Raw genomic sequence first — 17,392 nt, forward strand, 5'->3', positions numbered from 1 at the left:
TTGAAGGCATGAATTGAATAACTCGAACGACCATAGGGATGGCATCGATGCATAAACTTGTATCAGATTTAATACAGGCCTATGAAATTGACGTTTACACCTTTAAGAAATCTTAAAAGATCTGCGAACTTCCTGGTAAGTTCTGTCATCTATCTTGCTTTAACGCTCGTTACATCTAAATCGTATGGGCAATCCAAAAATTATGCTACGGCTACCCCTTCAAGCGGGTTGGTTGCTTATTATAGCTTGCTTGGCGTACCTACTACGAATACCAATCCCGGTTCGGGAGCAGGTTCAGTAAACGGAGCGGGCAACGCAGCTACGAGCGACAATTCGACGTTTGCAACCTTAACTGCCAACTACAGTAATATTCTTGGTCTGGCTACCGGGGAAGGCGAGGCCTGGTTGCAGTTAAAATATCCCACAGCTCTACCCGCAGGCAAAACGACCTATATAAGATTCGATCAGCCTTCTACTGGAGGCGGACTTAGCCTCGATCTGCTTCAGCTGGTAGGCAATCTGACTGGCCTTTTAAGCAGCAACCTGGTACAATTGGATGTGTATTCCGGCGCGACTGCAAATGCAGACGGCACTTTACTTCCGTCGGCAACAGTGAGCAGTACGGTAGTCAGGGATGCTTCCGGAGCCAATTATTTTGCCGTAACGCCCGAAGCATCTTATAACTCTGTGCGGATCCGGTTACGGTTTAGAGGCAACCTGCTTGGTCTGGCATTAGGGTCGTCCATAAGTATGCGGGTTTATAACGCGTTTAACGTGAGTGCAGAGAACTGTGCGCCAGCACTATTTGCTACAGTAGGTGAAACCTCGGGCATAAACGTAAGCCTCACGGCGCCCGTGCTGAACCCTCAGTTTGCAGTCGACAACAACGTTGCTACTGCATCGCAGCTTCAGGCCGGAGTTGTGGGCGTCGCATCAGTCGTTTCGCAGACAATTTTTCTTAACGGACTGTCGCCCGCTGACGCTTACGCCAAGGTATACTTGTCTTTGCCTGCCAGCATCCTCAATGTTAATCTCCTCAATACGGTTACGCTCCAGGCATTCCATGGAAACAATGCTGTAGGCGCCGGGAGGTCGGTAAGCAGCCTGCTCTCAGCTGATTTACTGGGTTTGCTGGCTAATACCTCTGTTGTGCCTGTGTTTTTCCAGCCTGGCGCTGCGTTTGACCGGATACGTATAAGTATAGACAATACACTGGCGGTAGGCGGCAACTTACTGTCTGGCGGACTAAACGTCCATGAAGTGCAGCAAACTGTAGCTCCACCTACTTTTGAAGGCTTAACTGCAGGCGCTGTAAGTTTTTGCGGCAATCAGGTAAATCTCTCGGCGAGCAATCCCGTATCCGGGTTTACATACAACTTGTACAGAGGGAACGGAGCGGCGAGGGTATTGGTAGGGAGCTCTACATCAGGAACCTTTTCAGAGGCAAACTTATCGCCGGGCCAATATAACTATTATCTCTCCGCCCAGAGAACCGGGTGTAATGGGGAGTCTGACGTGGCCGTCGCGTCAGTCACCGTTACTGCCGTACCGGAGGCGCCTGCAGCAAGTGCTGCTCCTGTTTGCGCGGGGAATCCTGGGGTAATTACTGTAACGAACCCGGTGCCAGGCTATACGTACAACTGGTATACCGAGCCCACTGGTGGAACCATAGCAGGGACTGGCGTAACGTTTACGACACCCGAGCCACTAAGTGCAGGGGTGTCGTACTTCCTGGAAGCTGTAAACGCAAGCTGCGCAAGCGCTTCCAGGACAGAAGTGCAAATCACCGTAAACCCTGTACCAGAGAACGCTGAGCTGTCTACAAACAGCGTTGCTGTCAGCGTAGGACAGTCGGCCACCTTGCAGGCTGTTGCGCCAACGACAGGCAGTGTAGTTGCCTGGTATGCGGCAGCGAACGGAGGGACGCCCCTTGCTACAGGGAATACCTATGTTACAGATCCTTTAAATAATAATACCACCTATTATGCAGGAACAATAGGTCCGGGCGGATGTGTTAGTTCAGCACGCGTTCCGGTCGACATTATTGTAACTGGTGTTGCAAATGGATTGGCCTGTAACGCAGCGAACGCACAGCAAAGCGGCGTGAACGCTTTACTGTGCGTAGCTTGTGGCATAACTACACCAACGGGTGCTATCGATAACGATCCGAACACCTTTACGCGCATCAATCTGGCCGTTGGTGCGGCGGCAACCGGATACCAGCGTTTAATTTTTCCAGCGGCAGGGCTGCCGACCGACAGTATACGGTTAAATCTTGGTTTACCTACCGGACTAATTGATGCCGGTGTATTGAGCAACATTACGGTTGCCGTTATGAACGGGGCAGCCACTGTAAGGACATATACGCTTAACTCTTCACTTATTAACGTTCGGCTACTTGGAGGATCACGTTTCCAGTCAACCTTACCAGCCACGGGCGCGTACGACCGTGTAGAAGTACGGCTTGGCGGTACTGTTACAGCTCTTGGAGCGATAGATATTTACGGGGCAGAGGTCATTTATCCTAACCCCGTTGTAGCAGCAACCGGGCAGCAGGTTTGTTTCGGCACTACGACCACATTGTCGGCCACCGCAGGCGCCGGGACAACACTGGAGTGGTATTCGGCTCCCACCGGGGGAGACTTGCTCACCACCGGCGAGTCATTCACAACAACCGCACCGTTAACGGCGACTACCACCTACTATATTCAAGCCGTTCGCGGGGGTTGTCCTAATCCAACCAGAGTGCCAGTGACTGTAGCCGTAAATCCGCAGCTTGTATTTACCCCTACCGTATTTGCTAACGCTACCATCGGCTCTGCGTATTCCAGGCAGCTTGAACCTGCTGCGGGAGGCACGGCGCCGGTTACCTATGCGCTTGCTGCGGGCAGCACTTTGCCTGCAGGTTTATCCCTGTCGCCCAACGGTGTCATAAATGGCACACCAACATTGGCTGGCAGTTATAACTTTACCCTGGTGGCAACGGATGCAGCAGGCTGTTCAACATCAGCGTCTGCTGAACTTGTGGTCACCGATGCGTTAACATTGCCAGTAGCTGTGTTACCTCCAGGTACTGTGGGCGTAGTTTATCCTCCCCAAACAATTCCAAGTGCATCTGGAGGTACTGGGCCCTACGTGTATATGGCTGATAACCTGCCGCCGGGACTAAGTTTCGATCCTGCAACGCGCGACATTACAGGTACGCCGACTCAGAGCGGCACGTTTACCATTCCGGTAACCGTAACAGATGCTAACGGCAACGCTACGACCACCGATTATAACATAAACATAGCTGATCCACTTGTACTGGCTCCGGCATCACTGTCTCCGGGAACCGTTGGCGTCCCTTATCCAACTCAAATCATTCCCGCTGCTACAGGTGGCACGCTGCCTCATACATACAGCGCAGTTAATCTGCCACCGGGATTAAATTTCAATCCCCAAACCCGTGAAATAACCGGTACACCAACTCAGGCTGGTACCTATAGCATCCCGGTGACCGTAACAGATGCGGTCGGCCAGACAACAACGACCGACTTCAGCATTGTGGTTGGAAATCCTTTGGCTCTTGCCGGAAAGTCTTTGGCCAACGGTGTTGTTGGTGCAACTTATCCGACAGAAACGCTTCCTGCTGCCACAGGTGGGGTAGCGCCATACCTGTATAGTGCAACGAACCTGCCGCCTGGGCTGACTTTCGATGCTGCTACACGCCAGATTGCGGGCACGCCTACACAATCCGGTACCTTTAACATAAACGTTAACGTAACTGATTCCAATAACGGCTCGGCTAGCCAGACTTATGTATTGGTTGTTGGCGGCCCACTTGGTATTCCGACGGCGACTTTACCTCCAGGTATGGTCGGCACACCTTACCCGGTTCAGGTATTGCCTGCTGCAACGGGCGGTACGGCGCCTTATACTTATGCAGTTACTGGTTTGCCGGCCGGATTAAATTTCAATCCCGACACCAGGGAAATTACCGGAACACCGCTGATAGGAGGCACGTTCAATGTAACGCAAACGGCAACCGATGCAGGAGGACTTAGTACGTCGACAGACCACGTGCTGGCAGTCACAGTCGGAAACCCTGTCGTGGCAGGCACAAGCATTTGTGCAGGATCGGCGGCCACACTTTCGGTCTCTAACCCGCAATCGGGCGTGACTTATAATTGGTATGCTTCAACCGGTAACGTCCCTGTATATACCGGCACCACGTATACCACCTCACCGCTTAGTGCAAGCGCCACCTATTACATTCAGGCAGTTTCGGGCGCGGCAGTTAGCGGCCGGTCTGAAGCAGTTGTAACGGTAAACCCGGTACCGGCTCCGGTGACTTTAGCTTCTGTAAGCCCGACGATAAGTGCCGGCCAGACGGCAACGATTAGCGCAACTGCTGCGGCTAATACTACCATAAACTGGTACAACAGTGCTACCGGGGGCAGTCCGTTTTTTACCGGCGCGACTTACACAACGCCACCATTGACCGCGACAACGACATATTATTTGGAAGCAGTCAACACATCAGGTTGCGTAAGCGCTAACAGGACGCCGGTGACGGTAACCGTAACACCGGTACCAGCAGATCCAAGATGTAACGTGGCTATTGCCCAGCAATCTGGAATAGATGGCGTGTGCGTACTTTGCAGTATACAGGGCGCGGGTAACTCAACGGATGCAGACCCGGATAATTTTACGAGAATCAATCTGGCTGTCGGGGTCGGTTCAACCGGATATCAGCGATTGATATTTGCCGGGGCAGGTGTGGCAACAGACAGTATTCGCTTAGACCTGGCTACACCGGTAGGATTGGCGGATCTTGCCTTGCTGGGTAACATCACGGTAAGGGTGATGAGTGGCAATGCAACTGTGGCAACTTATCCTTTGAATTCATCCCTCCTGAATTTGAGATTATTAGGAGGTAACCGCTTTAGCGCAACCTTACCAGCAGCCGGCGTGTACGATCGCGTGGAAGTGCGATTTGGTGCAGTTGCTTCTGCACTCAGTAATCTGAATATATACGGTGCAGAAGTCATCTATCCAAGTCCCGCTGTTTCTTCAGAAGGACAAACGATCTGTGCAGGCAGCGCTACGACATTGTCGGCAGTGCCAGCTGCGGGCAGCACGTTAAATTGGTACGCGCAACCTAGCGGAGGCGTTTCATTAGGCACTGGGGAAAGCTTCACAACTCCGGTTCTTACAACAACAACTACGTATTATATAGAAGTAAGCAGGGGCAACTGTCCAAATCCGCAAAGGATTCCGGTAACTGTATCCGTAGCAACTCCGCCAGCCGTTCCTGTCTTGGTAAACACTGCACCGGTATGTTCAGGGTCTGCAGCAACGCTATCCGTGTCAAATCCATCCGCTACAGCAACTTACCGTTGGTATACAGCGCCGTCGGGGGGAACACCTGTTTTCGAGGGGTCTGTATATACCACCCCGTTGCTCAACACAAATGTCACTTATTACGTAGAAGCTGCCCAGGGAGACTGCGTAAGCACCAGCAGAGCCATGGCAGAAGTGATCGTAAATGCCCGTCCCGCATTGCCGGCAGTTCAGGCATCGTCTACAACAGTCAGCCCCGGACAATCCGCGGTTCTGACTGCCTCCTCAAATCAGGCAGACGTTACCTATAACTGGTATGACTCTCCTGGATCCAGTGTTCCGGTTTATAGCGGGCCTACTTATGTTACACCACCACTTACGGCCACAACGACCTACTATGTAGCATCTACTTCAAATGTGACCGGCTGCGAGTCGTCAGCAAGGGTTCAAGTTACGGTAACAGTAGATAATGGCGGTGCAGCCAACCCGGTTCCCTGCGAGTCTGCCGTAAACCAGACCAACGGCGTGAACGGGATTTCGATATTGGCTGGTGTCGTGAATCCGGCATTAGCGATCGACAACAATTCGGAAACGGCGTCTACGCTTGTTTTGCCTGTAGGTCTTCTTAGTGGTTCTGTTTATCAGCGCCTCGGCTTCACAGGTTTGTCGGCTCCGGGCGACACCTTAAGAGTGAAATTAACCTCACCTGGCAAATTATTGTCTTTAGGCGTGTTGTCTGGGGTAACGCTTACCACCTATAACGGAACAACCAGCAACAACGATGCGGTCGGCCTAAACAATCCTCTGGTTCGTCTGGAATTGCTGAGTGGAAGCACCGAAGCATTGATAACCCTGGTGCCTGGTCAACCGTTTGATCAAATAGAGATTCGTTTGAACGCTGGCATTGCCGGGGCCTTGTCAACAATAGGGGTCAATTATGCGCAGCGGACATTGAAGGCGCCTGATGTTGTTTCATCCGATGTCTCCGGCTGCGAAACGCAGACAGCCAGTCTTGCGGTTCTTAATCCTCGTCCGGGCATAACTTATAACTGGTACGATGCTGCCGGAACCCTTCAGGGCTCGGGCGATACCTTCCAGACACCGGCGCTGACTACTGGCACGCAATACTTTGTGACGGCCAGTACTCCGGGCGGTTGCGCAAGCAGCAGAACCACAGTGAATGTGAATGTTACACCGGCTCCTGTGCAACCTCAGCTCGCAAATACTGCCATTACGGTATGTCAGGGCGCGGGCGCCATACTTACGGTGACTAACCCGCAGCCTGGTATGATTTACACTTTCAGCCAGGGAATAACCGTGCTTCAGGCCGGACCTGCAACAACATATACGATCGGTTCCGTGAACGGCCCGATGTCTTATTCAGTGACTGCCTCTAACAGCTGCGGATTGACCTCGGCTTCCACAACTGTTGCTGTGGAAGTGGGTACGCCAAATGCCCCTGAGGTTATCCCTTCGTCGAGTACCATTAATCAAAATGAAAGGGCTTTGCTTACAGCAACTTCTTCTTCCGCCGGGGCAAGCTTTGTTTGGTACGATGCAGACCCGTCTGACCCGGCGGCGAACATCATTTCCACGTCCTCAAATGGCGAAAACGGTACGTTCCTTACACCTGTGCTTAGCGCAACAACGACGTATTGGGTGGTTAGCACCGCTGGAGGCTGCACCTCGGTGCCGGCTCAGGTAACTGTTACGGTACTTCCTACGTCCGGACCTGGAGCTGTATTTTGCGAGTCAGCTTCAGCCGAGGAAAACGGCGTAGGCGGTATTCTGTCGGTACTTTCGGGTGTAGACAATCCACAATTTGCAGTCGACGATAACGCCAATACCGGTTCATTGCTCAGGATACCGGTTGGTGTTGGCGCTTTCGTATATCAGAGGGCAATCTTTAATGGCCCTTCAACGGTCGGCGACCGTATACGAATCCGGCTGACTTCTCCGGCAGCCTTGTTATCAGTGGGCTTGTTGTCGAACATTCAGGTAACTACCTACAATGGCGGCGTATCTAATAGTGATACCCGCGCTCTGAATAACCCTTTAATCTCACTTCAATTACTTTCGGGCAATTCGGAAGCTATTGTAGAGTTCACACCGTTGAACAGATTTGATAGGGTAGAAGTACGGCTTAATTCTGGTTTACTTGGCGCCTTAAACAGCATAAACTTCAATTATGCTCAACGCATCGTAGTGCCTCCAACTGTTGAGGCCTCAACGGTGACTGCCTGCGCAGGCAGTCAGGCCCAGCTTGCGGTGGAGAACCCGGTTACAGATGGGTCAGTAACTTACAGTTGGTACTTGGGTAGCTCCACCACGCCGGTTGCAACGGGAGCTACATATCAGACAGATGCATTGCTTGCACCTGGAACGTACACTTATTTCGTAACTGCTACACGTAACGGTTGTCCTAGCGAGCGGACTCCGGTGAACGTGACCCTGCTTCCGCTTCCGGAGGGACCAGTCGCAAGCAGTGGAAATCCACAAACGATATGCGCAGGAACATCGGCCACGCTTGCTGTAAATACTGTTCCGGGAATTCGCTTCAATTGGTATGATGCGGCATCTGGCGGTACCTTGCTGGCGGCCAATACTGCCAGCTACACCACATCCCCTGCATTGTCTGCCGGAACGTATATTTATTATGTAGAAGCAGTAAATGGCAGTTCATGCAGCAATCCAGTCCGTACAGTAATTACCGTCAGGATAAACTCAAATGCTGTAGCGTCAGACATTACGGTGGCCGATCAGAATATTTGTGCTGGCGCTCAGGTTACATTGAACGCAAGCACTTCCACTATAACCGATCCTGTATTCAGATGGTACAGGGATGCAGCGTTGACCGACCTGCTGGCCACTGGTCCGGTGTTTTCCCCAGTTGGACTGACCGCGAATACGCAGTACTATGTTACCGTTAGCGGTTCGAATGCTTGCGAAAATACTCCTGCCACAGCCAGGACGGTCATGGTGACAATTAACCGCAATGCAGTTTCGTCCGACATTCTTGCCCCGGGGGCATCTGTTTGCGCCGGAAGTTCAGTAACCCTAACAGCAGCGAGCACTACTGTGACATCGCCGGTGTTCAGGTGGTACAATGATGCTGCGCTTACCGACCTGGCTTTTGAAGGCGCTTCGTTTACGACACCGGCCTTAACTGGTTTGACGCGCTATTATGTAACCGTAACCGGAACGAATGTTTGCGCTAACGATGCTGCAAACGCGAAAATCGTGACGGTGAATGTAGGACGCAACGCTACGGCTGCGGATATTACCCTCGCAGATGCGACGACCTGTTCCGGCACAGCAGTAACGCTGAATGCGACCAGCGCTACGGTTACAGATCCGGTATTCAGGTGGTATCGTGATGCGGCGCTGACAGACCTGGTACAAACGGGGGCTGTTTTTATTACGCCGCAACTTGCTAATACCACTCAATATTACGTCACGGTGAGCTCGGCTGAGGTATGTGAAAACGACGCAGCTAATGCCAAGATCGTAACCGTAACCGTGAACAGGAACGCAGTGGCCGCGGATATAGATGTAGCTGATATGGCGATCTGCGCGGGCGGCGGCGCGACTTTGAATGCCAGCAGTGCAACGGTTTCTAATCCTGTATTCAGATGGTACCGTGATGCGTCGCTTACAGATCTTGCTTTTACCGGTCCTATATTCAATACACCGGCGCTTAGTACGACGACAAGGTATTATGTTACAGTAAGTGGCAGTAATGCATGTGCGAACGACATGATGAATGCCAGGGTAATTACAGTGAACGTAACACGTACGGCGACGGCGAATGATATCATTACTTCCGGAAGTACGACCATCTGTGCTGGCAGCGTTACCACGCTGACCGCTGCGAGTACTACTGTGTCTAATCCGGTCTTTACCTGGTATCGCGATGCACTGCTCAGCGACGTTGCCGGTACTGGTGCGAGATTCCAAACCCCGCTGCTGAATGCGACTACCACGTTTTACGTTACAGTGAGTGGAAGTGATGCCTGTGCGAATGTACCGGGCACAGCTAAACAGGTGGTTGTAACCGTAAACCCGGCGCCTAACGTTCCGATAGTAGGTACGGCTGGTACTTCCATCTGTGCTGGTGACGTAACCGTGCTTTCGGTGCAAAATCCGCAGAGCGGCGTGGCCTACGAATGGTACGATGCCGCTACCGGCGGTTCCCTGGTTAGTACTGGAACAAGCTTTACAACAGGCCCGCTCAGCGGAACCATTGATTATTACGTGGCAGCGGTAAGCCCGACAGGCTGCGGAAATGAGACAGGCCGGGTTCGCGTTACCATAACTGTATTGCCAAGACCTCAGGTGCCTTCCGTGGCCTCTACCTCAGTAAATACATGTGGAGGAAGCCCTGCGGTACTTACTGTGTCAGCTCCGCAAACTGGTACGGTCTATAACTGGTATGATGCTGCATCGGGTGGTAACCTGCTGGGCACAGGGGCTACCTATACGACAGGCCCGATAACCGCAACCACGACTGTTTATGTTGAAGCGGCCGTTGGAACGTGTACCAGCGTATCACGTACAGCAGTGACGGTTAATTTCGCTGCTGCGCCGAATGTACCTCTCTCTGTATCCGGCGCTTCCGGACCATTATGCCCTGGTACCAATGCCAGCCTTTCGGTCGACAATCCGGATGCCAGCCTGACATACCGTTGGTATGCACAGCAGTCGGGAGGCACCATGCTGGCCGAAGGCGTTACATTTATGACACCAGTACTTACCACAACCACGGTTTATTATCTAGAGGCAGTAAACACAACAATTGGTTGTGCAAGTACTTCGCGCTTGCCGGTTACGGTGATGGTACTTCCTAAACTGGAAGCTCCGGTTGTATCTGCGCAGACTACCGCCACCAGCATCACGTTCCAGTGGAGCGATGTGACCGGTGCAACTGGTTATGAGGTTTCTATAGACAATGGGCTAAACTGGATTTCACCTTCGTCCGGCGCGGCAGGAAGGAGTCACACGGTGACCGGACTAAACCCTGATCAGTTGGTTTCCATACGGGTAAGGGCGGTAGGTCAACTGGCATGTCAGCAAAGTGACGCGACGAGCATTACGGCCAGAGCTGAAAATCCGCAGGGCAATAATGTATTTGTGCCAAATACTTTTACGCCGAACAACGATGGACGGAACGATATTTTTTATGTATACGGAAACACCATATCGAGGATGAAACTCCGGGTGTACAACCAGTGGGGGCAGTTCCTTTTCGAATCTCAGCACATTCAAACAGGATGGGACGGTACATATAAGGGCGTGCTGCAGCCAAATGGAGTGTATGTATACTACCTCGATGTCCAGTTTAACGACGGAAGTAAGCAAACGAGAAAGGGAACGATAACATTGCTGAGATAACCTGATGTCCGATCACAATCATTTACCAAAAGACCGAAAGGAATAGTTATGAGAAATTTAATCAATACAATAATAGCGGCTCTTTTAATCTGCTTTACGCCAACCGGAACTAAAGCCCAGATCGATCCGCATTTTTCACAATACTACGCGCATCCATTGTGGCTGAATCCAGCCCTTACGGGTGTTACCGATGGTGAATACCGGGTGTCTCTGAACGCTAAGCAGCAATGGAGTTCCCTATCTAACGGCTTCTTCACCGGTGGAGCTTCGTTTGACATGGCACCGGTTAAGAATCTGTCTTTCGGTGCTATGGTGCTCAATCAGAATGCCGGGGATATTAGTTATAACCATCTTAGTGCGTTGGTATCAGGTGCCTACCGGATACACTTCGGGCAGATGGGTATGCACATGATTAACTTTGGGCTTCAGGCGGGTATTCTGAATAAAAGCTTCGATCCGTCAAAGATTACCTTAGGATCACAGTATAATCCGGTTACAGGCTTCGATCCCGGCTTTGGGGTTAATGAATCATTTACTTCATCCAATACACTGGTGCCGGACGTAAATGCGGGGTTTATGTACTTCGACGGAAACCCAGGTAAACTGGTAAACGTCTTTGGGGGGGCTATGGCGGCGCATCTTACGCGGCCAGTGGATAAGTTTTTGGGGAATGATGTGCGCATGCCGATAAGGTATGCAGCACACGGGGGTGCCCGGACACGTATATCTGAGGTGCTCGACCTCACTCCGAATGTGCTTTTTATGCGGCAAGGCAATGCACAGGAGATTGCCGCGGGCGGTTACGCGCAACTTATGGTAAACCAGGAAACAGACCTCATGTTTGGTGCGAACTACCGGGTCGATGACGCAGCGATTGCATTCTTTGGCCTTCACTTAAAGAATATGGTTTTCGGGCTGAGTTATGACTTTAACACTTCTAGCCTCAGCCGGGCTACCAGAAGTCAGGGCGGGCTGGAACTATCCGTTTCATTTACGAGCCGTAAGGGGTTTATAGGACCGAACTTTTTTTGTCCGAGGCTCTAATACTATCCAAACAGACTTAAATTTTCAGACAATGAAACTGCTTTATACTTCAATAGTGTTTTTGATGTTTAGTGCCGCTTCCGTAGCCCAGTTTACAACGAATAATAAACGGATGGCAGATGTTTACTTTCACAATCAGGAATATTTTGCCGCAGCAGAATATTACAAAAGATCCCTGCAGATCTCTGCAGATAGTTCGGGCTTTGTAGTTCCTTATGGTTTTGAAAGTAGGATGAAAGACGACGCTTCGAATCAAGGTGACTACGAATACAGCGTGTTCAGGCTGGCGGAATCCTTGCGGCTATATAAGAATTTTACGGATGCTGAGGGATGGTATGCGCTGGCGAAAAACTTTAAAAATCCAAAATATGCAACGGCACCATACTGGTACGCGGTATGCTTAAGGGCAAACCAAAAATACGAACAAGCCATTAAGGCTTTTGATGCATTTATTGCCGCATATCGTCAGAACGATCAATTCAAGGAACGCGCAAAGACAGAAATCTCGTCCTGCCGTTTCGCGCTGTATGAATTACGTTACCCGCGGATGTTCAGGCTTAGCCGTTTAACAAACGACATTAACGAAAAGGGATCAAACTATACACCCCTGATGCATCAAGGTGTGTTTTATTTCACGTCCTCCAGGCCTCAGGGAGGTTCTGGCAAAACAGAGGTTCTCACCGGAGCAGAAAATACCCGGGTGGCAAAAAAGGAAACGCCCTTCCTCAATGCCATTTATGAAGTAAAGGATAACCCGGTAAATACCAGCATTAGAATCAGCAAGGTTACCGGCGGAAGGCAGCGGGAGTCAGCAGCGCCGGCATTTGTGCCGGATGGGAACGTGATGTTTTGTACGAGCTGGACGGGAAAAGGCGAAAAAATAATCACGAAACAGAAGAGATCTGCAGCCGGGGAGTGGTCGGATCCTGTCGACGCAGGTATCCAGGTGAACATTAGAGGTTATAATGCTATTCAGCCTTTTGTCACCACCGACGGCAAATACCTGATCTTTTCGTCGGACCGGCCTGGTGGACTTGGAGGATATGATCTTTGGTATTGTCCACTTCGCCCTGACGGCCAGATTGGTCAGGCAATTAATATGGGGAACGTTATCAATACGAGTGAAGATGATCAGGCTCCCTATTACAGTAGTGTGAGTAAGAAGCTTATCTACAGTAGTAAAGGCAGGGTAGGCATGGGAGGTTTTGACTTCTTCGAAAGCACAGGCGACTTTAGTCGCTGGACAACTCCGGAAAATCTTGGATACCCTTTTAATTCATCTAAAGACGATATGTATTTCAGCCCGGCAGGGCACGACGAAACCGAGGGTTATATCAGTTCGGACCGCGAATCGCTATGCTGTCTCGAAATCTTTAAGATCCGGCGCGAGTATCTCAATGTAAAAGGCACGGTATTCGATTGCAATACAAATAAACCGCTTGGTATGGTAAAAGTGACGTTGGTAGACTCTGCAGGAAGCCAGGTGATGACGACAGGTGATGATGGTACGTACACCTTCAAAGTAAGCAGTAACCGGAAACTAAGACTGACCGCCGAAAAGGACAGGTATTTTACGAAGGCTCTCGTTTACACCTATGATGAGCTTGCAAACAAAGATACCTTGTTTAGTCCGGAACTTTGCCTTACGCCTTTTGAAGTTGATAAGCCGATAGTCCTTAAAGATGTATTTTATGAGTTTGATGAGGCTGCACTAACGGAGGATTCTAAAAGAAAGCTTGATCATTTATACAGTATCATGATCGACAACCCAAATATTGAGATAGAATTAGGCGCCCACACAGACAGCAAAGGGCCAGATATTTACAATTTGGACTTGTCGCAGCGAAGAGCCAGATCCTGTGTGGATTATCTGGTCTCAAAGGGAATCTCTGCATCACGTATGACGAGTAAGGGTTATGGCGAGACCAGGCCCGTAGCACCCAACACGCTTGCGAACGGGAAGGACAATCCTGCAGGCCGGGCATTAAACCGGCGTACTGAGTTTAAAGTGACCAGGAAGTAGTCAGCGGCGTCAGACTTATAATCGGCACAATACTTGTTGAATGCTTATCACTTCAACAAACAAATATCAATATGAAAAAATTGTTTATTACCCTTATTGGATGTGCAGCGATGTTTTTCTTTAACGAGAGCACCGCACAGGCACAAAATTACAAAACCGCGCTTGGAATGCGTATTGAGGCAGGAGATGGCTCAACAGGCGTTGGTTTTAATGCTAAGCACTTCTTTAGCAGCAACACTGCTATCGATGCAAATCTCTTGTTCTATGATGGAGACGTTATAGGACTGGGTGCAGAGTTGCAATGGAACGATCGCGTTAAGGGAGCTTCAGGGCTCGACTGGTATTTGGGTCTTGGTCCGAATTTCCTTTTCTATGATGAGGTTACTGCGGTTCAACTGAGGCCTGTAGCCGGACTTGACTATAAAGTCCCCAGCGCGCCAATTGATTTCGCTTTCGATTGGAGACCAGCTTTCCGTTTAAATCACGGTACTGATTTTTCAGCTGCACGGTTCGGAATTTCCCTGCGCTATGCATTCTAGGACAACATCTCTATAGAACAAAAAAATGCCGTGGCTACCACGGCATTTTTTGTTTTTTATTATTTAAGCCAGCCTTTCAGCACCGCCTTTTGTTTATTTGTAGCCTTCGGGTCTATGGTGACTTCCAGCTTTACGTTAGGATTTGCTTTTAAAGTCACTTTGAAGTCCCTGATCAGTCCATCTCTTCTTACCCGGATCATAACAGACTCGCCTGGCTTTTTACTCATTATAACTGGCATATTTTCAACAGAGATGTCGACCGGAACATCGTCTACGCTGATCAGTTCGTCGTTCACGTTAATGCCGTCTGTCCAGGCAGCAGAATTGCGGGACACTGCTGATACAAAGAATCCAGCTTCCGTCCGCTTCGTCGCTGTTCCGAGGTAGGGAATGTTAAGGCCTTCCGTGATGTTTTTCACGTTAATGCCGGCATAACCAAAATATTTCTCATAATCCAAAGGCCCGGTTCCATTCACATACTTCTCCCAGAACGCTGTAAAATCTACCCCGCTTAACTTTTCAACCATGGCCTTAAATTCCGAGTCTGTATACCCGCGTCCTTTGGCTTTGTAATACTCGTCATACATCGCTTTCATGACGTCGTCTAGATTTCTTGTGCCCTTCGTCGCGTTAGAAATTTCCAAGTCCATAAACATGCCGAGCACTTCGCCTTTGTTGTAATAAGAGATCGTGCTGTTATTGGAATTTTCATTTGGTCTGTAATACTTGATCCAGGCATCGTAACTGGCTTCTGCGACCGATTGTATTTTTGCTCCGGGCGTGTTAACCACCCCCGTTATGGCGGTGGCTAGGTTTTGAACCGTCTCCTCCGTTGTAAGGAACCCGGAACGGTGCATCAGTTTGTTTTCATAGTAGGCTGTAAAACCTTCCGCTACCCATAAGCTTGTGGTATAATTCTCGTTCTCATAGTCGAAGGGTCCGAGGGCCTGAGGTCTCAATCTTTTGACGTTCCACAGGTGGTAGTATTCATGCGCTACAAGGTTCAGAAAGCCAAGATAGATTTTGGGGTTGGTATAGCCGTTTCTTGTCGCGCCCAGCACGGTTGAATTCAGGTGTTCCAGTCCCCCGCCGCCGCTCTGATAGTTGTGGACGATAAACGTATAATGTTTATTGGGATTTTCACCATACATAGCGGTTGCTTCTTCAACAATGCGCGCCATATCTTTCTTCAGTTTCTCTGTATCGTAATTGCCGCCTCCTACCATGGCTACTTCGTGTTTTACCCCCGCGGCGGTAAATTCAAATACGTCTTGGTTGCCCACTTCAATCGGGCTATCGTACAAAATGTCAAAGTTTGAAGCAGTATAAGTGAATGGCTCGCCAGCTACCGGTTCCAGTCCGGTAGACACCTTTTCCCAACCTTTAAAAGGTTTGATGCGAACAGTGCTCGGTAAATCAAGCATCCCGTCCGGATACATGAAAATGCCGGTGGGCGACAGGAAAGCATGGCTGTCGTCTACAAACGAGGTACGCACAGAAACCTCAAAAGCATAAATGCGGTACTTTACTTTGATGCTATTCGCGTTTGCACTATAAATGCGCCAGGCATTTTTCCTTATTTTTTCCGTGCGGATGGATTTACCATTCGAACTTGCAGTCAGGCCTTCGATGTTTTTGGAAAATTCCCTAACCAGGTAAGATCCAGGCGCCCAAACTGGCATTCTGATGTCGACGTGGTCCTTCTTTAACCCCGAAATTGTCATTTCGATTTCGGCATAATGGGCCTGTGGTTCGGTAAAGCTAACTTCAAATCCAATTTTAACCTGAGACTTGCTGATCATATTAAATGCGAGTAGAATAATGATGGTGGCTGCTGCTGTTTTCATATAACACAAACAATAAATTGCCCAAACTTACCCAAAAACTTAGCAAAAATGGAGATCAGCATTTATTTTGGTCGCGTAACAACCTTAATACAAGTTCTTACAGGCATCATATTTGAATATTTTTGCACGTTTACAGACTAGTACATACACGAATGAAACTGAAATATATCATTTATGCACTTCTTGTGATAGGAATCGGGTCGCTTGTCTTCTATCGTATTAATGCGAATAAGAAACTGGAGGGACAACGCGGTAAAGGCGGTCCGGCAGGAGGATCTTCAAGTTTGCAGGTTGAGGGTATCGTTGTTAAACCAGGTAATTTTAACAATGCTCTAGAAGTAACCGGTACACTGGAAGCGAATGAAGCTGTTGAACTTCGCAGTGAGGTTTCCGGATTGGTGACGAGTATAAACTTCAGGGAGGGGACTGACGTGCGTAAAGGAGCTTTGCTTGTTAAAATTAACGATCGTGATATCCAGGCACAACTGCAGGAGGCACTAACCCGTCAGAAGCTTTCCGCTACTGTAGAAAACCGGTCCAGACAACTGCTGGAGAAGGGTGCCATCAGTCAGGAAGAATACGATACCTCGCTGGCCGACCTGCGTTCTCTCGAAGCTCAAACTCAACTTATTCGTGCTCAATTGGCCAGGACCGCTATATACGCACCCTTTAGCGGTAAGGTAGGTTTACGCTCAATATCTGTAGGTGAGTATATCACACCGGCTACTTTAATTGCAAGGCTTTCGAGCATTAATCCTTTAAAAGTCAGCTTTTCTGTGCCGGAGCGTTACATGGGGCAGATCACCAACGGCTCGGAGATTTCATTCACCACTGACGGCTTAAATAAAACTTTTAAAGGAAAAGTGTACGCTATAGAGCCTGGCGTTAATGTGCAGACGCGTACCCTGCAAATCAGGGCTAGTGTGCCAAATGCAAGCGGTGAGCTGTTGCCCGGCTCTTTTGCCAAAATAAAACTTAACCTGCGCGCTGTAGAAGATGCTATCCTTATCCCTAATGAGGCGATAATACCTGTGCTGGACGGGAAAACAGTCTTCGTAAGCCGTAATGGTAAAGCGCAGCAGGTCAAAGTCGAAACCGGAACCAGAACCGCCGAACATATCGTGGTAACTGCCGGCTTGCAGCAAGGAGATACGGTGCTGACCACCGGGGCGATGGCCGTGAAACCTGACGCTGCGGTAAAAGTAACTGTGGTTAATCAATAA

General features: G+C 49.8%; 6 protein-coding genes. 5 read left to right on the top strand and 1 reads right to left on the bottom strand.

The genetic code is table 11. The features are described from left to right. Nucleotides 1-81 precede the first annotated feature (81 nt). The 4 genes from J3P40_RS05670 to J3P40_RS05685 all read left to right on the top strand — a co-directional run bounded on the left by J3P40_RS05670 (nucleotide 82) and on the right by J3P40_RS05685 (nucleotide 14,322). A complete protein-coding gene (locus tag J3P40_RS05670; RefSeq protein ID WP_256003688.1) occupies nucleotides 82-10,716 on the top strand; it encodes an Ig-like domain-containing protein in 10,635 nt (3,544 codons plus the stop codon). Between the two features lie 48 nt (nucleotides 10,717-10,764). Beyond that, nucleotides 10,765-11,760, top strand: coding sequence for a PorP/SprF family type IX secretion system membrane protein (locus J3P40_RS05675; protein ID WP_256003691.1), 996 nt, complete (start codon nucleotides 10,765-10,767; stop codon nucleotides 11,758-11,760). A 31-nt stretch (nucleotides 11,761-11,791) separates the two neighbouring features. After that, nucleotides 11,792-13,783 (top strand): OmpA family protein, encoded by a 1,992-nt coding sequence (locus J3P40_RS05680; RefSeq protein ID WP_256003694.1) that lies wholly within the window; start codon nucleotides 11,792-11,794, stop codon nucleotides 13,781-13,783. A 71-nt stretch (nucleotides 13,784-13,854) separates the two neighbouring features. Next, the gene (locus J3P40_RS05685) at nucleotides 13,855-14,322 is read left to right on the top strand and encodes a hypothetical protein (protein ID WP_256003697.1); all 468 of its coding nucleotides are present in this window, start codon (nucleotides 13,855-13,857) and stop codon (nucleotides 14,320-14,322) included. A gap of 59 nt (nucleotides 14,323-14,381) precedes the next feature. Here J3P40_RS05685 and J3P40_RS05690 read toward each other — a convergent pair whose 3' ends face one another. Then, entirely contained in the window at nucleotides 14,382-16,169 is a 1,788-nt protein-coding gene (locus J3P40_RS05690) for a M61 family metallopeptidase (RefSeq protein WP_256003698.1), read from the bottom strand. 152 nt (nucleotides 16,170-16,321) lie between these two features. On the opposite strand from J3P40_RS05690, the gene J3P40_RS05695 reads away from it, so the two are divergent. Then, entirely contained in the window at nucleotides 16,322-17,392 is a 1,071-nt protein-coding gene (locus J3P40_RS05695) for an efflux RND transporter periplasmic adaptor subunit (RefSeq protein WP_256003699.1), read from the top strand.

The sequence above is a fragment of the Pedobacter deserti genome (assembly GCF_024436415.1).
In the GTDB taxonomy this organism is placed as follows: domain Bacteria; phylum Bacteroidota; class Bacteroidia; order Sphingobacteriales; family Sphingobacteriaceae; genus Pedobacter; species Pedobacter faecalis.